This window comes from Pseudomonas sp. HD6515, assembly GCF_024971855.1.
GTDB classification, from domain to species: Bacteria; Pseudomonadota; Gammaproteobacteria; order Pseudomonadales; family Pseudomonadaceae; genus Aquipseudomonas; species Aquipseudomonas alloputida.
In genome coordinates this window covers 225,965-252,021 of the sequence record NZ_CP079828.1, presented here as the reverse complement: position 1 = coordinate 252,021, position 26,057 = coordinate 225,965, and the positions used below count along the sequence as shown (strand labels likewise).

Below are 26,057 nucleotides of genomic sequence, written 5' to 3'. Positions count from 1 at the left end.
ATAGAAGCCGCGGCTTGGCCCTGGCCGACCCACAGCGAATCGCCGTTGGCCTGACTTTGGTGGGATGCTGCTTCTGTTCTGGTTTGCATTTTTGACTCCTACGACTCTGCAAAGAGGGAATACCTAATGCAGAGGTATGAAGCACAGCTGCTGATAAGGTGGGGCGGGTTAGACGTCGAACGCATCAAAAGCGATTGCAATACGTAACACGTCACTATATTTTATGCGCCACAACAGACTGTTGCAACAAAAAGCATCCTGCCTGTATTATCGCTACGTGTTATTTCGCAATCAAAACCAATGAGTATCCTATGAACACCTTGAACAGAGCCATTCTGCTTGCATCGCTTGCGCTCTCAGCAAGCACCGCAGGTGCCGTTGATGTGCGACAGGTGGTGGTTCCTGATAGCTACGGCGTTGCGATTGAACCTGCGCATGCAGGTCACGCGCTCGTTGAATCTATTCGTGACACCCAGCAGAAAGCCGAACGCCCAATCTGGACCGTGACTGAGCGAGCTAAGCCTCGCGCTCTGATGCCGGCAGAAGAGGCTCTGCTCGATGCAGAGGATGCAAGGATCGCCGAGGAAGCACGTCACACACGGACCACGCTCTATTTCGACTTCGACAAAACAAAACCAACCGGTTGGTGGCCGCTGACAAACGTGATCGCTGACGCTCTCCGCATCGGTAGCACCATTACCTTGCGCTGCTCTCCATCAACCAAATGGGGCAGCACGAAACAACCCGCTTAGTTCCACCAACCCTGGACAAGGCGGTGAAAGTGGGCTGGAACAACGCGGACGACGAGTACCTCAAAACGGCGATGGCCGTGACGGCTGCTACGATGTTTGTTCCCGGCGCAGGGTGGGGAGGCGCAGTCTTCAAAGGCGCGCAAGCGGGAAGGGCTGCTATGGCAGCGCGTGGGGCCGCAACTGCTCTCAAGACCGCTGAGGCTGGTACCGAGGTTGCGCAGGCAGCACGCGTTGTCAACGCCGCAGGCCACGAAGTACCCGCTTTGCTCCGTGGCCAAGGTCAAGCTTCGCGTGTTGTGCACGCCGAACATGTAGCAGAGGCGGCAAAAACCGCAAAAGACGCCACGGCGGCTGCGAGCACGGCGGGTCGTGAATTTGCCGGCGCTACTAAGCTTGCTGGAAACGTATCAGTGGTTCCGGGCATGATGATTGCCGCCGACAAAATGGCTGATAGCTACAACGCTGATGTCGCCTCCAACGGCAAGCCCGAACGTTATGAGCCTGGTTCAAGCGTGCGCTCAGCGCTTCAGAGCGAAGCCGCTCCGGCACAGAGTGGTCAGCCTCTTGTAGCTCCAATGCCGGCGCCAGCTGATGCTCTCGCACCCTTAGGTGGTCATGCAGGCAACTTGATGGCTGCTCCCGGCGAGAATGCGCAAGCCCCAGCGCTAGGTCAGCCCCTTGTCACACCGATGAACACGAACGCTGAAGCTGGTGACCTGATGACAGGGTCTGGAGGGGGGTTAATGACCGCCGGTGGTCAATCGGCGACTAGCGCCGGTCTTTCAGCAGGGGAGCCACAACCAGCAGTCTCAGAAAATGGGCAAGGTAGCCCATATGGCGAGGGCATGATGGGGGCAGCGGATGCGTACCAATCCCCGTTCTCCGGAGGGGAGAAACCAGCGCCAGCTACGCGAGTGATGACCTTGCAGAACACTGTTGTGGGCCCGGATGACAAGGGTGACGGGGACACCACGCCGCCTACAACCAGAGGAGGCAGTCACTAACCATAGGTACCTGAATAGAGCCCGACATAGTCGGGCTTTTTCGTAGTGCGTCAGGCATGGCGCGTTGCGCGCAAGCGTAACCCGCTTGGCTGCGGTGGCCGAGGTCCATGGCGAAATTCCGGAGCGCCGCATATGAATCAGGCGCTGCCGAAGAAACTATGGGATCAACCTGAACAGCCGTGTTCCGAACCGTACGCACAGTGGTGTGAGAGGACGAAGGGAGCGTACCTGCCTCCTACTCAATCTCCATGACGGCCGCCCCAAGCATCTCCTTCGGCTCAACCTGGCATCTCGGTTAATCTTTGACGAGGGCCGCAGGGTGCCTGGAGCGGATAGCATGGAGGTCTAACCAGGCCCGCAGCTTGCTCTACAAAAGCAAAACCCCCGACGGTACGGGGGTTAGGCGTATTCACAAGCTTTATCGGACAGACCAAACAACCAGTATTAACGCTCTTGCATCACCTTAGAGATCATACCGTTGGCCAGGTTCATATAGAGTGCACTATCGCCTGAGACATCGTCAGGCGTGATCACATATTTACCGCTGATCACCATGGACGGTGTGGCGTCGACGCCATACGTGAGGAGCTTGGCAAATGCTCTCTCCAGCCTTTGTTGCGTGACGTTATGCCAGGCCTCATTGAAACCCTGGACGTTTGCCATCGCTACCGCTCTCGACCACGTGCCGGGGTCCTCCATTGTCATGCCGTTTTGCTGGATCAGCGTATAGGCCGCTGACATGAATGCAGCAACTCGGTTCGGATCTGCATCCTGGACAGCGAAGAATGCACGAGCAGCCAAGTAATTCCCTTTGTCGGGAACCGCCACAGGAATGAATTCAGCTGACCAGCCGGGCGGCAGCGTTTTGGCCCAGCGTGAGAAGGTCTGGTCGTATGAAGCGCAGACTGGGCACGCAAACGAGAAGAACACAACTACTTTGTGACTGTCTTCAGCCTGAGCCGAAACCTCCCTATACGGCAGCGATGGCTGCAACTCCTGCGCTATTGAGAGAACTGGTGTGGCCAGTACGGCTGCCATAGCCATCTGCACTATAAACTTCTTCATATAACCGTTCCTTGCTGATCAGGTTCTGCTCGATGAGCATGTCGAAAATCGATTCTTGATTACGCTCGGTACGCCACAGTTCAACAGTTTCCTTCAGTGCCCTGAAGTTAATTTCTCGGGCGGCGGCCAGGTCGTTCAAAAACTCGACAGCACCCTCGGTGAAGCCAAGCGCATATACCACGTCATCTTGGGAGACTAACTTCAGATCGATGAGGGCTTGCCCGAATTTTTTCACCTTTCCTTCAATAGTGCAGCGGAGTTGCAGCTCGGCTGCCTGATTCGCTTGTGTAAAGGTGATTTTGCCTTGCGCAATCAGAACATCGCCGATGCGTCTGACTGTCGGCTTAACTGAGTCGTCTTTAATCAGGGTCCGTATCCGTGCCATAGTGGTTACGCCATCAGTCACCATCCGCACTGCAGATTGGCCTAACGTGTCGAATTGGTTTTGTCGCGCAGCAGCATTAAGAACTGTCATCTCGCTACCGCCACTGACTATGGCGGCGCGTACTTGCTTATCCGATCTAATAAGTTCAATGATTGGACATTTACCAGAGAATGCATCTTTCGATGTCGCAAGTGGTACGTCTCCAGTCACTGCTGGTAGCCCATTTTTCTTCAACCACATACGCTCAACATCATTTATGGGCGTCCACTCATGCTCTATATCTGCCCGCAGAGTAGGGACCAGTCTTTGCGCAATCACGCCAATTAGAACGGAAGCGAGTGTCTGGGCGTCGACACCCAGATCAATGATCCGCGGGACAGCTTGAGCGGCACTGTTGGAGTGCAAGGTGGCGAATACCAGGTGGCCGGTGTTCGCAGCCTGAATGGCAATTTGCGCGGTTTCCTGGTCACGAATCTCACCGATCAGAATGACGTCTGGATCCTGACGCAACAGGGCCCGAAGACCCAAGGCGAAACTGAGCTGGGGTGTAACGTTGATTTGGACAAAACCCTTGACCACGTACTCAACAGGATGCTCGATCGTACAGATGTTGAGCGTTCCATCATTGATTGCGTTGAGTGCAGCGTAGAGGGTGGTGGTTTTTCCTGAGCCGGTTGGACCTGTGACGAGGATCAACCCTTGAGGCTCGTTGATCATCTCGCGGAAAGCATGCTCAACCAGCATTGGCATCCTGATGCGTTCTAGGTCCATAGACGCGTTTTCTTGATCGAGCAACCGGCATACGATTTTTTGCCCGTTGTGGCTTGGAACCAAGCTCACTCGAACTTCTAGCTCAATACCCGGATATCTCAACCCGATGCGCCCGTCGATGGGAATCTGATGCTGAGAGAGGTCCATGGTGGCTCGCGATCGAATTTTCGTATCGATCATTTTGCCCATCACCGGCTCTACGGTATCAAAGTGCCTGAGCTTACCGTCTTCACGCAATTGGATATGCACTTGCCCTTGAACCCACTGAAAATGAATATCCGGAATTCTATTCTGAGCAGCCTTCAGGAATAAATCATTCAAGTACGTGGCCGCAGGCTTATCCGATTGCGAGTTGAAAATAAAGAGATCTGGTTCTTTTGCCACAGTCAGCTCCTATTTAGCCTGGCCGCTAGAGCAAGTGAGTTCTGGGCCATAGAACAAACGCGAGATGAAATTTTGCACGGATTTATCGGCTGCAATGCTCCAAAGCAGCAAATCAATCCGTGAGTCAGTACTGAGATAGTTTGTGCCAGCCCAACGAACCGCATCAAAAACTACTCGTATCGGTAAAGCCCCTCGATCTACTCGCTCACAGGGCTCTTCAGGCGATACCGTGTACAGTATCCACCCGAATAACAGGACAGCAAAACAACTGCTGAATATCTGTTTCATTTATAGACCACCATAGTTGCTCATGACTTTCTGAATATATATTCGCTGACTTTTCTCGTTGGGACTGTTGTATGCGCCAACAGCTTTCCAGACGTGGCCGTGAGAGGCGATGTTGCTTGCTAGGATCCACGCCCCAACATTTGCACTGACACAGCGATCTAAAAGCTCTTTCTCACCGATGCCGTATTTCGACAGCGCAGGGAGCCAAGATGAGTTGATCTGCATCAGCCCAATGTCCCAGCTGCCATCGCTGTTCTTAGGGCTCACTGCGTCAGCTTTACCCGGGCGATTTTCGGTGACCTGGATGGCGCGGAGCAGCTTCTCGCTGACCCTATAGCGGGCAGCAGCGTCGGCGAAGCAGTCCGCGTGAGCAGCCGAGGACATCTCGGTCAGCACACCTGCCAGAAGCAAAAGGAGGGATAGTTTTTTCATGCGCTTAAGAATACATTACGCGTATCAATAAACAAGGTGTATCAGAACATGGCTTTATCGAATCGACTGCCGGCCTTGTTGGCGCTGCCCCTAGCGCTCGCCAGCGTCACCTGTGCAGCTGACAGCTCCGTAAACACTTCCGCCGCTGCGTACTTCAGTAGCCAAGCCGCTGGGGACTCCGGCCTTCCAGATATCTCCTCTGCCATGAAGGGGCTGCTCTCTAGCGCCCGAGAGGGAGGCGACGTGCTTCGGACGTGGGCAGCCTACAAGGCCGGAGATAAGGCCGCACTGCCGAAGCTTTTTGAACTCGCCCAGGGCGGGAATAGCCGAGCACAGAACGTGGTGGGCTATCTGCTGGATCACGGCGAAGGCGTCAAGAAGGACAGCGCTGCCGCTGCCGCATATTTCTCAGCCGCCAGCACTGACTACCCCCTTGCTAGGTACAATCTGGCCGTCCTTACCTTACTTGGCCGTGGTGTTGCGAAGGATGAGGCCAAGGCGATGGAGATGTTCGAGTCTTCTGTGAAGGACGCATCCGTCGACCTCGCCGCTGTACGCCTGTCACTCTACTACCTCAACAAAGGCGACCGTGACAGGGCCTGGACATGGGCAAACGAAGGCGCCAATCGCGGTAACGTGACTGCCTACTACCTCCTTGGGCGCATGCTCTACGAGCGGGGAGAGTATCAGGAAGCGTACAACTGGCTGACGAAGGCGGCGCAAGCCAGCGAGCCCAACGCACCGGCTATCCTCTCGGCCATGTACAAAAATGGCCATAGCATGAATCAGAACAAGAAGATGGCTGCTTCCTGGTGGATGATCTACGTCGGCCTTAACAAGGGAAAACCGGGGATGAATTCGGGTGGCATATCGTCCTTCGGGCTCAGCTCAAAAGAGCAGAACGACGCGACCAGCTTCGCAACCAACTGGCTTGCGACGCATAAGCACATGAAGCGCCCTGACTACGACGCCACACTGCTCCAGGCCAACAGGAACGACAAATCTTGACTCCAGACGTACAGCGCCGCGGCTAGCAAAGCCAAGCCAAGAATGGGCCACGAGATGAGGGCCAATCGCCAGTCTGTCCTCGATGGCCAGCAGTGCAGGATTATCGGCCCTGCCAGAATCCAACAGCTCAGATCCACCAAAGTCAGTCCCCCCGAATGATTCGAGGTTCGCCAAAAGGCGAGCGCATAAAGGCCTGGCAAGGCAAATAGGGGCGCAAGAGCAGTTATCCAGGCATTCGCCCAGGTCAGGCGCTCGAACTCTACTGACCCTAGGATAATTTGATTCCCTTCGCGGCGGGGTATGAGCGACATTCCGACTGGCTTCGCCTTCGTGAAATACCCCACCAGGAGGTGGGCTATTTCATGGGACAGAACCCCAGCGCTCCTAAGTAGAGACGTTGCTAGCCACCGGGGTGGCAACGCTCTGACGACAACTGCCATTGCGAGCATCGGCACCACGTAACCACGAGGGCTTGCGAACGCAAACTCCATCGTGGCGCGATAGAACTCATCCACCGTGTCGACCTCGCACAATTGTCCTTCAGCATTGGTTACCGGGCGGCGATCGGCACGGCCTCATACAAATCTATCAGATTGCTTTCGATGCCTGAACTGACTTACAGTTACGTGTAAAATACTGTCAGTATCTGGAAAGCAAAAATGCGATTCAAGACCAACCTTTTGGCCCTGTGCACCTCCCTCATCGTCCTTGGCGCAGCATCCTTCACAGCGCACGCCGACACCTCGAAAGAAATTCTGATCGAAGCCGTGAAAACCGGCCACGCATCCGCCGAATTAACCGGGGACCAAGCTGACGTCTGGAAAGCCAAAACCCACTCACGCGAACCAGTCATGGTGGAGGCCAAGGTCGTTGAGCAACTCCAGCAGCCCGGCTGCGCCCGCGTAGCAATCCAGTTCACGCAGCAAGAGGTACCCAAGGTCAACGGCGGCTCCGGCCCACTCGAAGTTGGCTGGGGGATGAACGTCTGTGAAGACGGCTCCCCACCGGCAGACCCAAGCCTGTTCACTCAAGACCCGCACTCGCCAACCAAGGTTAACAAGGTTCAATCCCAATGAAATTCAGCACGCAAAGCTTACTGACCTTGGCCGCGGCTCTGGTGCTATCTAGCACTGCTGGGGCTGACCCACACTCTGAGGGAACGGAGCTTGGCAAGTCTAACCTCAGTAAACTGTCCTCCAATGTGACTTCCTCCAATGCCAAGGCGATGCCGTTCTATACGGACACTCCGTCGCAATCCTCTCAGTTTGGTAGTACCTCTCTCTTCAACGTCGGAACCGCACGGATCAATAGTTGCAAAACAGAACCCGATGGCACCGACCAGATAGCGAACCAAGAGTGTGATGCTGTCAACTTCCTGGCCAAGAATCCATATGAGCGTGTCAAAGTCGATGTGGACGAGAATGATCCGATCATCAGTGGTATTGGAGAGATCATCAACAACGCTAAGCCTGGTGACATTACCGAGAATTGCGGAACAAAAACAACAACAACACCTGATATCTACTCCACTGAGGTTTGCAACATCTACAATCTAAGTGAAGAGAAGTACTGCTCCATGGGCCAGGTAGTTGATGTTGACGCCAAAGCCAACTTTCAGTGCAATGTAACGCACAACGCCGTGGAACGAGTCGCTTGCGACAAGTACTTAACCATGGTTTGCGAACCCCCAATTGTTGGCTGTGACAACGGCGGAATTGTTCCAGGTTCTACTCAAGCAGACATGTATACGTCATGGACCTTGGCAAATTCAAATGGCACATACGCCCTGCAATTTGGTTCGATTGGTGATAACTACTGGAAAGCTGGAATGTATGATCGATCCCTTGAGTTCAAAGTCAAGGATCCAAATCAACTTTCAGAATTCGTCCTCGCCTCAATATCGTTCGACGACTACATAATAATTAAGTTAAATGGAAATTTTATCTACAGCGGCCCGGTTGGTGGGACTAGTTTGGAAATTGTCAATGGGAAGGTGGATGTTGGCGATGGCGTACTTAGAAGACTTGACCTTGAGCGCAACAACACTGTCAAACCCAATATAAACCTAGTCCCCTACCTAGTATCAGGAACAAACAGACTAGAAACAAGAACCGCCGTCGGCGGAACAGGCGAAACATATATAACAATCAACGCCAGGATGCTCTGCAATGGACCGTGCACCGAAACATGGACAGATCAATGCAGTGCGCTAAACGCTCGCCTCTAAACCTGGGATGTAGACATGAGCTGTATAAAAAAATCACACGAAGGCGAAGTAATCAGTTTTAGTTTTATTTTACTGATTATTCTAATGGCGTTTCCGTTCAGTGGTTCTGCACTTGCTGGTGACTGTCGAATCACAGGACAGACATGTGTAGAGGGTCCTGAAACGAGAAACATAGCCGGCAATATGATTTACAAGGCGTGCTGGAGGTACAGATCTACTTATGAGTGTATCAAGCCAGACTCGGTAGACTACTGTGCGGCCATATCAAAAGTTGCGGGTTGTTATCAGACATCCACGTCCTGCATCTCAACCGCATGGAACGGAACCTGTTTGGTGGAGCAGCGCACCTACCGCTGCGACAACCCGGCAACAACGAAACCGTCGAACACAGTCCAACTGGACAACACCTATACCATCGTTCGCGATGAACTGGACACCAGCCAATGTAACCCACTGGCTACCAACCCACTGTGCTACATCGCTTCGCACACGTGTATTGAAGGCCCGGAAACCCGCGTAATAAACGGATTACCAGTCTATAAGGCATGCTGGAAATACCAGGACGACTACTCTTGTATCAATCCGGAAAAAGAAAGCGATTGTCAGCAATACGAGGATAAAGGCTGCTCAAAAATCGACGAAACCTGTATCGAGAGCACTGATCCAATTGGCTGCGTCATGGCCCAGGTCACATATAGCTGCATTACAAAAAAAGGTGAGACAACTACAACCGAGGACTGCAGCACGAAGGTTTCCTGCTATGAGGGTGTTTGCTGGGATACAAGTTACCCTTCGGATACTGATTTCGCCAAAGCTGTTGCAGCCAAAGAGGCCGCACGTGAAGCCGGCGTTTATGGTTCAGATGGTGAGCTGTTCGGAGGGGAAGATGAGTCATGCCGTAAGGGGTATGGTGGCATCAAAAACTGCTGTGGAAAAAGTGGTGGAGCTGAAACTAATTTTTCAATTATGGGCCAGGTAGCCACCACAGTAGGGGGTGGCTTAGCGAGCTATGGCTCGAAGTACATGTATGACTTTGCATACAATAACGTCGAGTGGGTGAAGCAAGGTGCCTCTGCGCTGGGAGCCGCGGCTCCCTCCGCTCCAACCCTTAGCTTCAGTGTCTACGGGCTGAGCTATGCAGTGGGTGGTGCAGCAGCTGTTCCCGCAACGGGACTATTAGGCGGGCCTGTTTATGCTCTGGGAAATGGTTTTTACTTCGACCCATACAGCTTTGCGATTGCGGTTGCAATTCAAGTGGTGATGGAGCTCAAGTCGTGCGAGCCTGAAGAGCAGCAACTGGGGATGCACCGCGGTGCAAATCTCTGCCACTTCGTCGGCAGCTACTGCTCCAAGAAAGTGTTTGGTGCCTGCCTGGAGACAACTGAAGCCTACTGCTGCTACAACTCGATCTTGGCGAAGATCATCAACGAGCAGGGCAAGCCGCAGATCGGGAAGGGCTGGGGAACGCCCGAGAGTCCTAGTTGTGGAGGATTTACGGTTGAAGAGTTCCAGCAAATCGACTTCTCAGCGCTCGACCTGTCTGAGTTTGTAGATGACATCATGAATGCGACCGTTCTTCCAGAGGTAGAAGACATTCAGAGTGACATCTCGCAGAAAGCCAGCGAGAACACATACAACTAAATCAAACCTACTGTGCGGCCCCGCGGATAAGCGGGGCTTTTTTTTGCGGATTTTCTAGCCCGCCCCGCGCAAATATGCGCCAGACCACGGGCTGATTAATGTGAGGCCTAAGAGATGAGTTACACGAGCACATAACGGCTCCTGATTTTTTTTTGCTGCGATTTACAAGCGCGTGTTGCACATACCGTCAATGTGAAGCTAACCAAAGATCCTCAAATCCGCGCTCTCAAAGCAAACCTCTAAGGATGGTCTGAAGTAGCCATGCATCTCTGGCTGACTTCAGCGTCTGCCGATTTCAAAATCGCCCAACTGATCCAAGACAATCCGATCAGTCGCGCTTTTCTACCTTTTTCGTTACCGCCAGCACGTTACCGCAGCCATTTTCCGCATTACAGGCGCACCTCTCCTGCGCTGGCCAGCAAATGTCGGCGGGCCATCCACAGATTCGACAGGGCAAACAGCGTCACCATCTGCGCCGCATTCTTGGCCAATCCTCGGAAGCGCACCTTCGTATAGCCAAACTGCCGTTTGATCACGCGGAACGGGTGTTCGACCTTGGCACGGATCTGGGCCTTGGCCTTCTCGATCTTGCGCAGCGCTTTGTACAAGGCGCTGCGCTTGCCGTGTTTCTTGTAGGTGCTGCGCCGAGCCGCGATCTGCCAGATAACGGCACGACCTTCATGTTCAGGACGCTTCTCGACTCCGGTATACCCAGCGTCAGCGCACACCACGTGTTCTTCGCCGTGTAGCAGTTGGTCGACCTGAGTGATGTCCGCAACATTGGCCGCCGTGACCACCACGCTATGTACCAGGCCCGATTCTTCGTCGGCACCAATGTGGGCTTTCGCGCCGAAGTAATACTGGTTGCCCTTTTTGGTCTGGTGCATTTCCGGGTCGCGCTTACCGTCCTTATTTTTGGTCGAACTTGGCGCGTGGATCAGTGTGGCATCGACGATGGTGCCCTGGCGCAGCGACAGACCGCGATCCCCCAGGTAGCCGTTGATCACGGCCAGAATTCCGGACGCCAACTCATGCTTTTCCAGCAGACGGCGGAAGTTGAGGATGGTAGTTTCGTCGGGGATGCGCTCCAGGCTCAGCCCAGAAAATTGGCGAAGGATGGTGGTTTCGTACAACGCTTCCTCCATCGCAGGATCGCTGTAGCCGAACCAGTTCTGCATCAGGTGCACGCGCAGCATCGCCATCAGCGGATAGGCCGGACGTCCACCTTCGCCCGTCGGATAATGCGGCTCGATCAGGGCGATCAAACCCTGCCACGGCACCACCTGATCCATCTCGATCAGGAACAACTCCTTGCGGGTTTGCTTGCGCTTGCCGGCGTACTCGGCGTCGGCGAAGGTCATCTGCTTCATCGGAAAACTCGGGCAACGGGATCGGCGTATTTCACCAGATTCGGGAAGTCTTCTTCAGGATTTCCCTAATTCAAGGATGCATATTATGAAAAAGCTCATCGCTACTCTGCTGATCATCACCACGGCTACTGTCATGTCTGGCTGCGCTTCGAATATGACCAGCCGGGACTACTCCCAAGCAACTGCTATGCAGAAAATGAAGGTTGAGCTCGGCGTTGTCTACTCAGTCCGTGACGTGAAAATCAACGGGAAGCCTTCACCGATCGGCGGTATGGCTGGTGGTGCCCTCGGAGCGATCGCCGGCAGCAATGGCGGTGGTGGTTTGGGACAACTGGCCGTAATGGTTGTCGCTGGCGCGGTCGGCGCAGCGATTGGTGCAGCAGTCGACAAGAAAGCCCATGATGCTGACGGGATCGAAATCACTGTGAAAATGAGCAGCGACGGCAGCTTGCAGGCCGTCACCCAGGCCAAAGATCCAGCAGAGACCTTTGCCCCTGGTGATTCGGTTCGTTTGATCACAGGCCAAACAGGCGACTCTCGGGTCAGCCACTAAAAAGTTGCACCCCAAAGCCCTAGACGACATACATCGTCTAGGGCTTTTTTGCGCCAAGCACTTTTGATTCTCATGGGTTATAGTTACGCGTGACTATCCATCCTCGATCACCAGCCACGAAATCTGATTATGCATGACATAGGGCGACTTACTCGCTTGGGGTTCACAACGCTGCCCGAGTGCCTTTTGACGGTACCAAAGGAATACAGGGACTTTCACGAGCCCATTGAGGTGCTTCCCTTGCCAGATATCGGGCAGGCCTCATACATGGCTCTGACCTTGATTGAGCGAGCGATCTTTGATCGTAGCGGCGTTGCACTGCAAGAAGTCAAAGGAGCGTTCCGCGGATACGTCAAGGTGGTTGACGGGCGAGGGCAGCGCTTGCACATCAACTTGATAGGTAAGCCTTCGATCGAACCGTGGATGGGGTACGACTTTGGCGCAACTGTGCACACTTACGGTGAGGTGGTCACCTTCGAAGGGCGGCCTACCATGTCGAATCCGATGGTCATACCTCCGGCGATGATTGGACGTGTGATGCCTGTCTACCAGGGCAAGCAGAATCAGGTGAGCGCCGAAGTTCTTGGCGAAGCCGTCACCGCGGCTATGGCGCACATCAATGAGGCCACCTGCCTGTTGCTGGAACAGGCCCTGATGCACGAGGATGACTTTCGAAAGTTCACAGGCCTCAACGACCCTGCTGACTTGCTACGCAACCTGCATTCACCCCTTTCAGTCCGGGAGGGAGAGGAGGCGGTGAGAATTGCCAAGGCCGTCTGCATACAGGCGTTGGTTAATCGCGTCGAAGCGCATCGGAACCGCCCGGCAGTGAAGGGGGCTCTCCTGCGAATCGACCGGGACCAGGTGGCTGACCTGATCAAGCGAGCACCTTTCAAGCCTTCTGCTGACCAGCTCCAAGCAATCGATGAGATCGTGTCAGACCTAAGGTCACCCTATCCAATGCAGCGCATATTGTCGGGCGATGTCAGTACCGGCAAGTCATTCACGTTCATGATTCCAGCCGCCGCGAGCTATCTCGCTGGGGCCAGGGTCGCCATTATCGCGCCTGGCCAGATCCTCGCGCAGCAACTGGCGGCTGAGCTGAGCAGCCTCTTTTACGAGATTCCAGTTGTCACCGTTGTAGGCCCTGCTGGGAAAGCCAAGATCGACCTGTCATCTGGAATCGTGGTGGGCACCACAGCAGTTATTTCTGCAGCAAGCAAAGAAGGGATCGTCTTTGACCTGGTCATCGCTGACGAGCAGCAACGATTCTCTGTAGCTCAGCGAAAGAAGCTCATCGCGCCTCATACCAACTTCCTTGAATCAACAGCAACCGCGATCCCGCGAACAGTGGCGCTGGTCCAACTGGGCGGGCTACCGATCTCAATCCTGAGGTCCACCCCGGTACCGCGGGATATCGTCACAAGGATCATCACCCACAACGCCAGGCAGAAACTGCATGATCTGGTTATGCAGATCATCAAACAGGGCGGACAGGCTGCGTTCGTCTATCCCCGTGGTGAATGGTGAGGCAGACACTCGGAATGCTGTGGAGGCAGCCTACGAACGTTTCCGGAGGCTTCTGGGAGACGATGTAGGTTACATTCACGGCAGCCTTCCCGAGTCGGCCAAAACTGAAACCATAGAGAAGATGAAATCTGGCCAAATCAAGCTGTTAGTCGCCTCAACTGTGATCGAGGTTGGGGTAACCTTCCCGGGTTTGACACTGATGGTTGCAGTGAGTCCAGAACACTTCGGCGTAGCTCAGTTGCACCAGCTCCGTGGCCGAGTAGCTCGGAAAGGAGGCCGCGGATTCTTCATCATGTATCTACCCAGTCCAATCAAACAGTCAGCGTCCTCACGCTTGAGGCTGCTGACCGCTTGCAATGACGGGTTTGTACTGGCCGAAAAGGATGCGGAGAGTCGCGGCTATGGCGATCTTAGCCTAGAGGGCGAGAGACAATCTGGTGCCACGCGACCTCTATTTTTTGGCCTGAGCCTCACTCGTGGTGAAATAGAGGCCGGGGCTGTACAAGCGGGCCTCATTCCGGCTCAGCAGTAGATAGGGAGGTCAAATTGGCCGCAAAATCAACACCGCTCGCAGTCAAGGTAGCGATTTACCAGCGGCTACTCGCAGGGGACATAGCCCGGGATGTCGGCCGCATGTATGTCATCAGCCTGCCTACCATCTGGAAGTATGCGAATGACGCCGTCGCTGAGCTGCGCCTGCTTGAGGCAGTTGAGAGTTCGCCAATACTCATAGGCTTCTTGAGTCGAACCGTCAAAATCCAATGCTTCCAGTATGTGGACGACGAGGTCGTGCGTGATCTGATGGCACCGATCTTGGAGCCATACCTTAGCCAGGCAGAGAAAATAAACTTCGCTGGTCGCGAGAGCGCTGATCAACCGCTGTCGACCAGGGTAAGTCGGACAACCGAAGAGGACTTTCAAGCGATCGTCGCAGAGATGTCGCAGTCATCCCATCCAGGCCTCACACCCTCTGCACTCCTGCGCGACATTGTCGAGGACTATATCGCCCGTTACAAAGCCAACGGGCGGGCGCTACTGCCACCCCTAGACCATCAATCACTGTCGCCGGCCCCAGTACAGCCTCCAGCGCCTTCACTTGACGGCGAAGCACTGATGAAGGACCTCCATGGTGCTCTTCGCGACCAGTTGATGAAGCATGGCATCGAGCTGCCATTGACTGACCAGTGATCTTCTAATCACGTGTCAAGCATCCCCCTTTGTAAGGCGTAGGCATAGCCGATGCCGTCATTCAACAACAGGGGATATCCATGGATCTCGCTCAAGCGCAGCTTCCTGCAAAGTCCAACGTCTCGATGCGTCACATTTACCTTTACACCCATCTGCTGATCGCGGAAGCGAACAAGGCGGGTCGACGGGTGCGCATCATCTGGGGGAATATCAAAACGGCTTCGATTGGCCCTGATCACCAGGAGTCTGGCGGGTTGCTACTGACCTTGCCACAGACTGCTGCTATGGGTACTGATGAAGATCTCGAACTGATTAATGGTCTACTCGACCATGAAATCCTCTGCCATGGCCTTCACACGGATTTCTCCGTCGTGATGAAACCAGATATCTCCGGAACATTGCTGAACGTTCTTGAGGATCCGCGTGGTGAGCTTTTGGCAAAGCCACGCTTTCGTGGAGCCAACACCAATATCCACAACGCCCTAAAGATCCTGAAGAAAAGAGGGATTTTTCACGGGCCTATCGCTGGCCAAGAAACCCCTCAGTCAATCTTGGTCGCCTGGCTGGTCACTGAGCTTCGTAGCGAGCTCCTTGAACAAACCTGCCTGCAGGAGTTCTCTGTCGCTTATCGTGCTCTTGCTGTCGAAACTTTTGGTTCGGCGCTGGTTGATCAAGTCAAGGCTATTGCTGTGAAAGGCTGCAATGCACCAGATACTCTGGGAGCAAACAAAGCTGCTAATGAAATTGTCGATCTGCTGAAACTTGCCAAGGACCAACAAACAGCTGCGCCCAAGCAAGGCCCTGGTAGCCCGTCCGAGACGCAAGGCGAGCCCGGTTCTCCGGGTCAGACTGAAGGGAAAGGTCAACCAGGAGATATCTCAGACGCTCTCAACCAAGTCCTTAGCGCAAGCCAGAGTGACTGCGGAAGTTACGCAAAAGGACTGGAAGATATAATTTGCTCTAGCCTGCCTGGGATCAATCAGAATCGGGCTGGCGGATATCAACCAGACTTATCAAACGAGATGCAGGAAATGAGTCTGTCGAAGTCTGGTGGGTCATTTGAAAATCGACGCCTTCTTCGGGCTGGTGCTCAGAAAACGGCAGCAATGCTATCTGCAACCTTCGAGCAGTTTATTGAAGCTATTACTCAAAATGAAGTTTTGACAACAAATGAGGGAAGACTCAACACCAGAAAACTTTGGCGGTACGCAGTAGGCGACGATCAGATCTTCACCAAAAGAAAGCAAGCGGAGGAAATCGACACCTGCTTTTATTTGTTGGGTGATGAAAGTTTGTCCATGAAAAGTCGACTTGGACCCGAACCTGAAAAAGATAAGGACGACAACAGGATCACAGCGCAAGAAGCTTGTAACCGTGTTTCGGTCGCAGTGGGTGAGGTGCTGAATAATACGTCCATACCTGTCGGAATTGCCACTTACAACACAGTGGTTCGGGAATGGCACGCATTTGAAGATAGCTTGGCTAGCACGCTGCAACGGTATATGCCTACTCCCAAGGGACAAACGAAAACTCACCTTGCTGTGGTATGGGCGCTGAAGAAACTCATTGACCGGCCAGAGGCGCGCAGGATCCTGATTGTGATCACCGATGGCGACCCAGGTAACAGCGACATGCTGAGGTCGGCCGTTGACGAGGCAGCGCTCATGGGAATCGAAGTACGCTTCGTCCTGATCGGTGATGAACACTACAACCTATTCCAGGATGCTGGGATGGCCTGTGGTGTAGCTAAGACTGACAACGACCTGGCTACAGCCGTATTTGCGGCGCTTAAGCAGGGTTTCGTATAGACCACAACGTAAGACCAGCCGGACTCCTTGGGGTCCGGTTTTTTTATTCTTCTACACGCGTGTTAGGCATCCCCTTGTACCAGGCCTTCGCAAGAGGCCATCCATTGCCTACAGGGAATCGATCATGACCGCTTTTCAGTCCATCAATGAGCCACAACTCGACGCCGTAATCGACACACTCAACCCAATCGCTGTTCGTCTTGCACCAGAAGTTTTTGGTACCGACGCGCCATTTTTTGTTGGCTTGCAGACCAAAATCTTCAAGGAAACCCGGTTCACCCCAAAAATTGTTCCGTACAGTTTTGATCCGGATTTACTAACTCGCTTGATCGTTTGGGCAGCCTCAGCTGGACTTGCACAGGACTTTTTCAAGGCCTCCATCAAGAAAGCGACCTACATTTACGGCCCCTCTGGCGCCGGCAAAACAACCCTGGTAGAGGCCTTCGCGTCACGGACGGGCAGATCGGTGTTTACAGTCCAGTGCTCAGAGGAGTCTACGCTTTCCGACCTGTTCGGTAGCTGGAAACTCTGCGGTCCTGACGGGATGCAGTGGATCTACGGGAAGGTGTGTCAGTGGGCTAAAACCCCTAACTCCATTCTTCTCCTGGACGAGTTCGATCAGTTACCACCTCAGATCCAAATGGGCCTCAACGGGATCCTCGATGGTAAGCCAATCTTCCTTGATCAGACTGGCGAGTTGATTCACATCGCGCCAGGTTGTTTGATCGCAGCTACCGGCAACACGAATGGTAGCGGTTCAGCTGGCGGTAAAGGAGGTAGTGCTGCGGGTTACAGGGGCACGAAGAAAATGAACATCGCCACGATTGACCGTTTCAACGTCATGTACTGCACCTACATGGAGGAAGGCCGGGAGGCCAGCCTCATTGTTGAGCAGACCGGCACCCCCGTGGTCATCGCGCAAGCGATGGCAACCCTGGCTGCCAAGATCAGAGCCAATTTCATTGCTCTGACTGAGGACGCAGGGGCTGGTGGCATGGCCCTTAACTTCACAATCACCACCCGGAACGTGCTGAACTGGGCGATGAACTACAGGCTGCTCATGCAGATGGGGAAAACGACCGAGGAAAGCCAAAAACTAGCTCTCCAAATGACGGTTCTGGATTTTGCTCGACACGATGAAGCCACGTCGATCTTGAAGACTTGGTCGACCATCGTCGGTACCGTTTAACGCCTCACCATACCCCGGTTCGCCGGGGTTTTTTCGTTTATGGGCGCCTGTGAGACATCTCCTGACACTGGGTCTTTCGCAAGGGATCCGTTCTTTCAATTTCAGGAGAGCCATCATGAGCACAACCAATCAAACCGATGACCTGGGTATCAGCATCCTTCAGGATGTGGTGCTTTTTGACTACATCATTGGTGGCAGCACCGGTGAGAAGACTGTTGATGGCGACGACTTCATCCGTGAGGTTGGCCGCATGCTGCCTTCAGGCTCGTTTGCCTGGGTCAACAAGTACCGGTCGGAAGCAAAGCGGGAGATTCTCAAGGTAGGGGTATCTCGCAAGGTGAACAATCGTATCCGAGGGTACTTCGTTCCTACTCAACACGCCAAAGAGCTTGCAAAAGTACTTAATGCGATTAAAGAGAAGTACCTAGAGGAGAAAGCTACATTCCTCAGCGGTCTTCCAAAAATGGTAGAGGACTGGGCTAGTTCGGCTACTAACGCAGGTGTAACACAGGGTGGTAAGTCTCGTGCAGACTTGATCCGCCAGCATGCTCCTCAGGTTTCAGTACTTGAAAGGATGCTGACATTCGACACTTCGGCGATTCGTATCAACGACACCAGCTACTTTGGTGAAGATGATGCGCTTCAAAAGGAGGTCAAAGGCCTAGTCGGGCAAGCTGCATTAGAGATTGCGGAGGACGTTAATCGCTCCTGGACTCGCAAAGGCAACGGGAAAACCACATCAAGGATCTTGGGCTTGATTCGTCGCGTTCAGGACAAAGCTGAAGCGATGAGCGTTCTCTCAAGCAAGTTTTCTAACCTGGAAAAGATGTGTGCTTCGGTATTAGCGGCTGTCCCTAGCGGACCGAGCATTGAAGGACTTGCTTACATTCAAGTATCAAGCTTGCTGTCATTCTGCATGGATCCTGAAAAGATTCTTGGAGATCATGCGACTGAGTTTGATCCGTTGAGTGTAGAAGCGTCAGATCCGGCCTCAGTAGTCGATCAAGACAACGCTTTCTTCAGTAATTCGGCGCCTTCCTCTGTTCAGCCACAAGTTGAACACGATGAGGTGACTATTGTCCCTGAAGTCTCTGTGATCCCACCACTTCCAACTGGTCGTAAGTCAGAAGATAATGTCTTCTTTGGAACAGCAGCTGATCAACCCGTAATCGAGCCTGAGAAGGCGGCAGCATCGGATACGAACTCGCAGGCATCAACAACTGCGTTCATTTTCTAACCCACAAAAAACCCCGGTCAATGGCCGGGGTTTCTTTTTTCTCTATGGATATGGATTAAGCAGTCGGCGAGCCTTTCAGATGAGGCAGCTCGATTTCCGCCTTAGCCAACAGCTGGCGCCCAGAGAGCTGCTCATACAGCAACACCATGGTCATGCGAACGGCAAGAGGAGTTTGATCCCATTCTTCCTGTTTCGGGATATAGCCAACCCAGGTGGGATCGCTGCCCATCTTCTCAATCGACAGCCAGAGTTGCTCATCAAGATCTTTTTTGTAGACAAAATCTTCTGGCGTGAAGAAATCAGCCAGGTTGTAAACTTGGATGAGCGGAAGACCAAGGAAGTCGGCCACCAACGACAGCTTTTCTTTGCCAAGCGACCGAATCTGGCGATTCCCGTTAGCCAGGGAGTTCCAGTAGATGACTGTGATACCCATGACATCGGCGATTGCACGGTCGGGCAGCCCTCGATCGACGATCACCTTCTTAATCAGCTTGACGAGGCGGGAGCCAGGCATGGTGTTTCGAGTGCTTTTTGCTGCAGGTGAAGTTTCTTTTGGCGCTGCTTTGGCCTTGGCTGAGGCACGAGGTCTCTTAGGCGTGGCGGCAGCCTGAGGAGCCTGTGCCTCGGCCTCAGCAACACGTTTTCGAGCTACTGGCTTTGCAGCAGCTTTTGCAGGTGCTTTTGCAGGTGCTTTGGCAGGCGCTTGAGACTGCCGTCCTGTCGATTCACTTGCGGTCTTGTCGCTAGCTTTGGGCATTGTGCGGCTCCGGTTTGGTCGCGGCGTCTAACATGATTCGGGACGCTCTCTAAACAAATAAAGCAGAGAAATCCAGTATTAAATGGAAAAGATTCTACACAGTTAACAACAAGATTCAAATCTCTTGTTCCGGTGGAAAAAGAGACTTTTTTGACCTGGTGTGTCCCTGTGCCGGTAGCTCTGCGGGCGCTTCACGCGAGACAAGGCGATTTTGATTCGTCTTGTATTATTGGTACGTGTTGCGTATTCTTTGGTAAACCACGCCATTCACGTATCGAGGTACTCAATGCTGCCCCAGGACGCAAAGCGGAAGCCTGATTCCTATTCGTATCCAAACGGGATGCTCAACTCTGGCTACATCGCCGGCGTCCTGCGGTTCAATGATCCGGTCGAAGGTCTCTGTTTCATCCAGCAGACCCGTTCGGAAAACCACATGCTTCCCATCCACTACGACCCCAAAAAGTCGCCGATTCCTCGGGAGATCAAGGAGTGGGACCTCATCATGGCGTTCGTTCACACCGATGGCGCCATGCAGGGTGAAAACCGTATTGCACGGCTCAAGAGCATCCGTTTCGAGGCGCCGAACCTTATGCACCTGGGCGGCCGCTTCCGGGATGACTTTATGCGGAAGTGGGATGCTGTCGTACATGCCGCCGCAAAAGACTCTGGCACTCCGGCCTCGGTTGCAGCGCTGGAGCAGCAGCCCGGCGCAGGTACTGAAGACCGTCTCGACTCCTTCGACTGGAAGGCGATGGATCTCAACAAAAACGCCTCGAACCAGATTCGCATTGCAGGCTTCATCCAAGCCAAGAATCTGGAACGCAACCGGCGACACCCCGTGGACGGTACGCCAATCAACGACCGCCTGGTGGTGCTGATTCGACAGTCGAAAGACACCGATGCCTGCATCCCTGTTCGGTGGTATGGGCGTAACCTGCAGCCGCTGTCCGAAAAACTTGCCCGCGGCATGCCCATCATCGTCAACGGTGAGTTCCGTATGGACGTCAAGGCCATCTCCCTGCCTGACGAGAAAACAGGGATCGCTGAGGTGTCCAAGATCCCATACATCCAGGCCAAAGACATGCCGGCTCCTGTGACCCCCGATTCAGGTCATATCAAGATCGTGCCGGGCTGGGCCGCTGAACTGTTCAAGAGCCACGGCACTCAAGCTTCGCAACCGAAAGAAGGCGGTGCAGAACGCAGCGCTTTGTTCGCTTCGGCCTTTGGTTCTGAGTCGGCAAGCAAGCCTGCAACCCCAGGTGAGCAACAAGACGCTTAAGCGAGGCTGCCTCAACTCGTTTCGTGAAGCCATCGAGATCCAGCATTGGAGTCGGTGGCTTTTTTGTTTCTCAGCCATCAGTCACAGCCGGCAGCTGAGGAAGAAATCAAATTCTGTATTGGAAGACTAAGCCGCAATGGGCAAGACACTGATCATCACTGAAAAAGCAACCGTAGCGGTCTCTATCGCGCAAGCGGTCGGGGGCTTCAGTAAGGTGGAAACATGGCTTGAGAGCGAGAACGCAATTCTTGCCCCCGCGGCCGGCCACCTGGTTGAAATCCACTCCGAGGAAATGGCCAAGGCCGGGCGGGACATCGGCAATTTGCCAGTGATCCCTGATCAATTCGACCTGAGGGTCATCGAGCCCAAGGCCAAGTTCTACAACGTGCTTCAACGCCTTATGCGGCGCCCGGATGTCACTGCTGTAGCGAACGCGTGTGACGCCGGCCGCGAGGGTGAACTGATTTTTCGGCTCATTTACAAGATGGCTGGGTGCACAAAGCCGATGCTTCGGATGTGGATGAGATCCATGGTCGATGACGCCATCCGACAGGCATACAAGAATATGCAGCCCGGCGCTGACTTCGACAACCTTGCAATGGCGGCAGAGATACGAGGCGAGGGCGACTACATCGTAGGCATTAACGCAAGTCGGGGGATTTCCCGCCTCTACGAGCGTGAGACAGCCAAAGCTGAAATCTTCCCGCTCGGCCGCGTGCAGACCCCAACGCTGTCCCTGGTTTGTGCTTTGGAGCTGGCCATTCTAACCTTCCGACCGGTTCCCTATTGGGAAGTGCACGGCAGTTTTGGGGTGGCCGCTGGTAAATACACCGGCAAGTGGGTGGCACCACAGCCCTCCGAGGCGAGGGGCGGATCCCAGCACCGGATCATGGATCGAGCAAAAGCGGATGCTCTGATCAGCAAGTGCTCTGGAGTAGCACCGAGCAGTGTGGTGGATGAAGTCAAGCCTGCCCAGACAGGCCCTGGCAAGCTATACGACCTCACCTCACTGCAGCGCGAGGCGAACCGCAAGCTTGGATTTTCTGCAGCTTACACGCTGGAGATTGCGCAGAAGCTCTACCTGGAGCTCAGCCTCACCACTTACCCACGAACAGACTCGGCTTACCTCCCTGATGACGCAATCAATGACACGAAGAAGGTCATGGGGATGTTTGGAGGAACCCCCTATGCAGAGCACGCGCAACGCGTGCTAGATGAAGGCTGGGTGCGACCCAACAAGAAGATTTTCGACTCGACGAAGGTGTCGGACCACTTCGCAATCATTCCGACCGGAAAGCGAGCAGGGGACCTAGAGCCGGACGTTCAGAAAATCTATGACATGATCGTCAAGCGCTTCATAGCCGTTTTCCATCCAGCGGCTGAGTATTCGGTGACTGTCCGGCTTACGACGGTGGCTGACGAACTCTTCAGGTCGACTGGCCGTGTGCTTGTCTCCCCAGGTTGGATGGTGGTTTACGGAGCCGGGATCGTCGAAGACGCAACCGATCGAGATGGTGACTCCGACGACAAGAAAGAGCTCGCACGGTACGTCAAGGGAGAGTCAGTCACTCCGCAGGGCATCGAGCTGAAGATGCTCAAAACCAAGCCTCCAGAACGGTACACCGAGGACACGTTGCTGGGCGCGATGGAGACGGCAGGGCGCCTGGTAGAGGATGAGGACCTTCGTGAGGCGATGAAAGAGCGGGGGCTGGGTACACCGGTCACGCGCTCTGCAATGATCGAATCGCTCCAATCCACCAAGGACGGTGCCGGCCGAAAGAAAGAGCCCTATCTCATCCAGCAGAAGAAGTACTTTGCTCCCAGTGCAAAGGGGATGACTGTCTACCGTTTCCTGGTCGACAACGGCATCGATGCCCTTACGTCGCCAGTTCTCACCGGGGAATGGGAGCACAAGCTCCGTCAGATGGAAAAGGGGGCGTACAAGCGGGACGCTTTTAAGTCCGAGCTTGCAGAGTTGACGACGGAAATCCTCGACACCATCAAGAACAAATACGCAGGTGTCCAGGTCAAGAAGCTTGGCGCTCTTTGCCCCACCTGTGGTGGCGCAGTTGAGATCCAGGCCCGAACGTTCATGTGCGAGCGGCAGTGCGGATTTTCGATATGGCGGGAGATTGCCGGCCGCATGTTGAAGGTATCAGAAGCAGAAACATTGCTTCGCGACAAGGTGGTGCTTGGGCTCAAGGGCTTTGTGAACCCGAAGAAATCCACCAAGTTCGAGGCCGGTCTTAAGCTGCTCGACACCGGAAAGGTTGAGTTCTACTTCGACCCGACGGCGAATACCAAGGACTCCAAAGGGAATTTCGTTTCCTGTCCGAAATGTCAGGGAGGCATGCGCAGAATCAAAGTGGCCAAAGGGCACTTCTGGGCTTGCGTCGATCGAGAGCAGTGCAACCACACGATGAATGATCGCGACGGCGATCCAGTGGAGCGGCCAAAGTCATTTCCATGTGACCTCTGCGGCAAACCTATGTACCTGCGGAACGCTGAAAAGTCTCCTTTCTGGGGTTGCAGTGGCTTTGTGAAGGGGGGCGGTGGGTGCTCTAACACCTTGAAAGACAACAACGGGACTCCGGTACCGAAGGAACAACCAGCCAGTTCTGACGGGGCGCCGTCTCCAACGATCCAGACAGACAGCGGAGCTTTTCTGTGAACACCAACAACAAGGTCATACGCGCAACGACCATCGTGTTCGGTTTCTGGTGGCTTTTGCTCACTGCCCGGGCCTTCGGCGGCTCTCCTATGGAGTTTTTAGATAGCTGGCCTCTGGTGGGCTACAACGTCTCACACTGGATCCTGGGTGTTGTTTCCGGCCTGTTCATCGGTGTCTGGTTCATCTGGTTCACCAGGTTGTCTGCACTGAACAAGCTGTACGCCGGCAAGAAAGGAAACATCCTCAACGGCGCCCGCTCGACGCTCGGCAAAGTTCCTATGCCCACTTTGGCTTTACCTCGCGTCGAGGCTGCGTCAAAGCGACTACCTATCGCAAGCAAAAAAGTGCTCGCCTGGGTTGCCGCCAATGAGAAGAAGTGGCCAGCCCATGTAGCGTTCTTCTGGGCCATCTGGGATACCTATTCTGCACATGCTCACTTCCCCGCATCGCATCGCAAAGGGGGGCACGGAAATCGTCGGCTTTGGGAGCATTGTCTGGCCGTGGCAGACACCGCGCTGGAGGACGCTGGCACTTACGTATTCGACGGGGTTTACATAAAGGCCCGTGGAAAGCCCAAGTTCAAAATCATCGACCTGAAGAACAAGGAATATCGATTTGACGCTACTGATCCACTGATCCCGATTCTGGGCCTGGCGCACGATATCGGGAAGCTCGAAGCCTACGTCCTCCTACCCGACGGTAGCGTGAAAACCCAAGAGGAGGGCGGAGCGCTCACCCCTCAAGATGACAACCGCATCTCCCACGACGCCCTGGGTGCGCGAATTCTTGCTCGCTTCCCAGAATACTGGGCCCTCCCTGCGCGCGATCGACAAGCCGTGAACCTGGTCATCGCACATTACCACCACCCAAGTGATTTCCCGGTTGACCGCAATGGCCTTAGCCTGGATGACCGCATGACAGCCCTCATGGAGTTCTTGATCCTGGCAGACAAGAAGACCGGCATGGCCGAGTCGAGCATCACAGAGACACTGAGTGATCACGAGATTTCTGAGGACGAGTCCAACGCCATTTATCACTGCTTCGTCGAAATCATCACGGAGTACGGCAGGGTAAACGGCACCGGTGACCAGGCCAAAGACTCCACACTCAAAATTGCTCAGAAGCATGACGGACTGATCGTCATCAGGGAAAAGGACCTACGGTCTCTCATCTTGGCCAAAATGGGCTGGTCGTTGGAGGAGGGTGAGGGTCGTTACCGCATGACCCTCAACCTGATGACAACACTCCAAGAAAAAGGGCTGCTGTACTCGCGGCACAATCATGCCGACATGAGCCGGTTCTTGCCGATGTACTCGGTGTCATTGCGCAACGCGCAAACAGGTGCACATCTGACTACCTGGGAGCCTTGCATCATCGTACTGCCAGTTGCCACGACCCCCGAGCTTGCCGGCCTCAGTGGTTTGCCAAACATGGGTACCAAACTGGACATCGAGCGCCCATTGTTCACACACAACCTGGGTATCACTGAAGCTGATGCGCTTCGTGCGATTGTTGCTCGCGGATTCAGCGCTGAGATTGCAGCGAAGGTGAACATCGCCGGCAAGCAGGAAGAGAAGCCAGCACCAGCACCAGCACCAGCACCAGCACCAGCACCAGCACCAGCACCACAAGCTCAGCCTGATGTGGAGCAGGGTCAACCTGCAACTGCTGTCACCAGTGGAGCGAAACCAGGTGCTATGACGACCGATGCAAACGAACATCAAAGCTCCTCGCCAGCCCGCACCACGGCTAACGAGGCCAGCGACGAGCACGACGCTCCAACTGGTATGTCAGCTGAAGCGCAAGCGGCACTGGATGATGACGACCCGATCGTGAGCGGCGGTGATGATGACGACCTACTAGACGACGATCTACAGAGCTTGTCGCTCAGCTCGTTTGGGCCGGGGCCAGAGGCAGAACCAGAGGATGACTTCCTAAATCTGGAATCTGGGCAGCCTGGTAACGATGACGTCGATGATGTTGATGATGTGTTCGGCGCGTTCGCGGTCAGTGAGCCCCTGCTGGCGGATACAACCGAGCAAAGTGGGTCTTCAGCGCCAGAACAAGAGGGTACTGCCCCTGCCACTGTACCGAACAATGACGCCCCAGACGTTTCCGTTCCTGTAGCGGTAGCTATCCCTGATCCAGACGCTGTGCCAACGCGGAGGGTAAGCCCGGCTGCCGAGGCTGCGGCACTCAAGGCACTTGCAGAGGCGGGCGCCAACTTCACTGCATTCGTTGCACCTAGGAAGAAAAAAACCAGCTCAGCTGAGCAGCTGCAAGGTATCCGCGCAGCAGTGAAAGCGGCAGAAATTCCGATCTGTGGGACAAGGGATGGATTTGATTACGTGCTGGAGGCCGACCTGATGATCTACGACCCTAAACTGAAATTGAGCACGCTGATTCGAACCGAGAAGTTGCCCACTGTAGAGGCTGCACCTGGAGTGGTGATGGTGGGCATTCCGGTTGCACCGATGCAACTGGTACCTATGAGCTACTGACCCTGACCATGACTCCC

The 26,057-nt window shown here is 54.3% G+C and carries 20 protein-coding genes; 15 read left to right on the top strand and 5 right to left on the bottom strand.

Annotated features, from left to right (window positions below; genetic code table 11):
* The first annotated feature begins 311 nt into the window (after positions 1-311).
* The gene (locus KW568_RS30245) at positions 312-752 is read left to right on the top strand and encodes a hypothetical protein (RefSeq protein ID WP_259539143.1); all 441 of its coding nucleotides are present in this window, start codon (positions 312-314) and stop codon (positions 750-752) included.
* A gap of 1,448 nt (positions 753-2,200) precedes the next feature.
* Here KW568_RS30245 and KW568_RS30240 read toward each other — a convergent pair.
* The 3 genes from KW568_RS30240 to KW568_RS30230 all read right to left on the bottom strand — a co-directional run bounded on the left by KW568_RS30240 (position 2,201) and on the right by KW568_RS30230 (position 5,081).
* Positions 2,201-2,821, bottom strand: a complete 621-nt coding sequence (locus KW568_RS30240) for a thiol:disulfide interchange protein DsbA/DsbL (protein ID WP_231995372.1) — start codon at positions 2,819-2,821, stop codon at positions 2,201-2,203.
* The gene (locus KW568_RS30235; protein WP_016486970.1) at positions 2,727-4,361 is read right to left on the bottom strand and encodes a GspE/PulE family protein; all 1,635 of its coding nucleotides are present in this window, start codon (positions 4,359-4,361) and stop codon (positions 2,727-2,729) included. The genes KW568_RS30240 and KW568_RS30235 overlap by 95 nt, the downstream gene beginning before the upstream one ends.
* 288 nt (positions 4,362-4,649) lie before the next feature.
* Complete coding sequence (locus tag KW568_RS30230; RefSeq protein ID WP_016486971.1) at positions 4,650-5,081, bottom strand: lytic transglycosylase domain-containing protein; 432 nt, start codon at positions 5,079-5,081, stop codon at positions 4,650-4,652.
* 48 nt (positions 5,082-5,129) lie between these two features.
* Between KW568_RS30230 and KW568_RS30225 the strand changes: the two genes are divergently transcribed.
* The 4 genes from KW568_RS30225 (at position 5,130) to KW568_RS30210 (ending at position 9,957) form a co-directional block, all read left to right on the top strand.
* Positions 5,130-6,089 carry a tetratricopeptide repeat protein gene (locus KW568_RS30225; protein WP_016486972.1) on the top strand — a complete coding sequence of 320 codons (960 nt, stop codon included), beginning with the start codon at positions 5,130-5,132 and terminating at the stop codon, positions 6,087-6,089.
* A gap of 659 nt (positions 6,090-6,748) precedes the next feature.
* A complete protein-coding gene (locus tag KW568_RS30220; protein WP_016486975.1) occupies positions 6,749-7,165 on the top strand; it encodes a hypothetical protein in 417 nt (138 codons plus the stop codon).
* On the top strand, positions 7,162-8,316 hold the full coding sequence (locus tag KW568_RS30215) for a hypothetical protein (RefSeq protein ID WP_016486976.1): 1,155 nt from the start codon (positions 7,162-7,164) through the stop codon (positions 8,314-8,316). Before KW568_RS30220 ends, KW568_RS30215 begins: the two co-directional genes overlap by 4 nt.
* Before the next feature lie 15 nt (positions 8,317-8,331).
* Positions 8,332-9,957, top strand: a complete 1,626-nt coding sequence (locus KW568_RS30210; RefSeq protein ID WP_080641047.1) for a conjugal transfer protein TraN — start codon at positions 8,332-8,334, stop codon at positions 9,955-9,957.
* Positions 9,958-10,346: 389 nt separating this feature from the next.
* On the opposite strand, the gene KW568_RS30205 is transcribed toward KW568_RS30210, so the two are convergent.
* Positions 10,347-11,327: an IS5 family transposase gene (locus tag KW568_RS30205; RefSeq protein WP_004573718.1), complete on the bottom strand. Its 981-nt coding sequence runs from the start codon at positions 11,325-11,327 to the stop codon at positions 10,347-10,349.
* 85 nt (positions 11,328-11,412) lie between these two features.
* Here KW568_RS30205 and KW568_RS30200 point away from each other — a divergent pair, with 85 nt between their 5' ends.
* From KW568_RS30200 to KW568_RS30170, 7 genes are all read left to right on the top strand, one after another.
* The gene (locus KW568_RS30200) at positions 11,413-11,880 is read left to right on the top strand and encodes a membrane protein (protein ID WP_016486979.1); all 468 of its coding nucleotides are present in this window, start codon (positions 11,413-11,415) and stop codon (positions 11,878-11,880) included.
* Positions 11,881-12,147: 267 nt separating this feature from the next.
* Entirely contained in the window at positions 12,148-13,410 is a 1,263-nt protein-coding gene (locus KW568_RS30195) for a DEAD/DEAH box helicase (protein WP_231995373.1), read from the top strand.
* Positions 13,340-13,942: a helicase-related protein gene (locus tag KW568_RS30190; RefSeq protein ID WP_080641048.1), complete on the top strand. Its 603-nt coding sequence runs from the start codon at positions 13,340-13,342 to the stop codon at positions 13,940-13,942. The genes KW568_RS30195 and KW568_RS30190 overlap by 71 nt, the downstream gene beginning before the upstream one ends.
* Before the next feature lie 101 nt (positions 13,943-14,043).
* Positions 14,044-14,598 (top strand): hypothetical protein, encoded by a 555-nt coding sequence (locus KW568_RS30185; protein ID WP_169739403.1) that lies wholly within the window; start codon positions 14,044-14,046, stop codon positions 14,596-14,598.
* Between the two features lie 80 nt (positions 14,599-14,678).
* The gene (locus KW568_RS30180; protein ID WP_016486983.1) at positions 14,679-16,406 is read left to right on the top strand and encodes a VWA domain-containing protein; all 1,728 of its coding nucleotides are present in this window, start codon (positions 14,679-14,681) and stop codon (positions 16,404-16,406) included.
* Positions 16,407-16,530: 124 nt separating this feature from the next.
* Positions 16,531-17,595: an AAA family ATPase gene (locus KW568_RS30175; protein WP_016486984.1), complete on the top strand. Its 1,065-nt coding sequence runs from the start codon at positions 16,531-16,533 to the stop codon at positions 17,593-17,595.
* A 115-nt stretch (positions 17,596-17,710) separates the two neighbouring features.
* Positions 17,711-18,832, top strand: a complete 1,122-nt coding sequence (locus KW568_RS30170; protein ID WP_016486985.1) for a DUF3150 domain-containing protein — start codon at positions 17,711-17,713, stop codon at positions 18,830-18,832.
* A 55-nt stretch (positions 18,833-18,887) separates the two neighbouring features.
* Here the strand turns inward: KW568_RS30170 and KW568_RS30165 are convergent, their stop codons facing one another.
* A complete protein-coding gene (locus KW568_RS30165) occupies positions 18,888-19,589 on the bottom strand; it encodes an XRE family transcriptional regulator (RefSeq protein WP_231995374.1) in 702 nt (233 codons plus the stop codon).
* Between the two features lie 286 nt (positions 19,590-19,875).
* Between KW568_RS30165 and KW568_RS30160 the strand changes: the two genes are divergently transcribed.
* The 3 genes from KW568_RS30160 to KW568_RS30150 all read left to right on the top strand — a co-directional run bounded on the left by KW568_RS30160 (position 19,876) and on the right by KW568_RS30150 (position 26,040).
* A complete protein-coding gene (locus KW568_RS30160; protein WP_028699877.1) occupies positions 19,876-20,868 on the top strand; it encodes a hypothetical protein in 993 nt (330 codons plus the stop codon).
* A 136-nt stretch (positions 20,869-21,004) separates the two neighbouring features.
* Positions 21,005-23,539, top strand: a complete 2,535-nt coding sequence (locus KW568_RS30155) for a DNA topoisomerase (protein ID WP_016486988.1) — start codon at positions 21,005-21,007, stop codon at positions 23,537-23,539.
* The gene (locus KW568_RS30150) at positions 23,536-26,040 is read left to right on the top strand and encodes a hypothetical protein (protein ID WP_102667958.1); all 2,505 of its coding nucleotides are present in this window, start codon (positions 23,536-23,538) and stop codon (positions 26,038-26,040) included. Before KW568_RS30155 ends, KW568_RS30150 begins: the two co-directional genes overlap by 4 nt.
* The last annotated feature ends 17 nt before the right edge of the window (positions 26,041-26,057 follow it).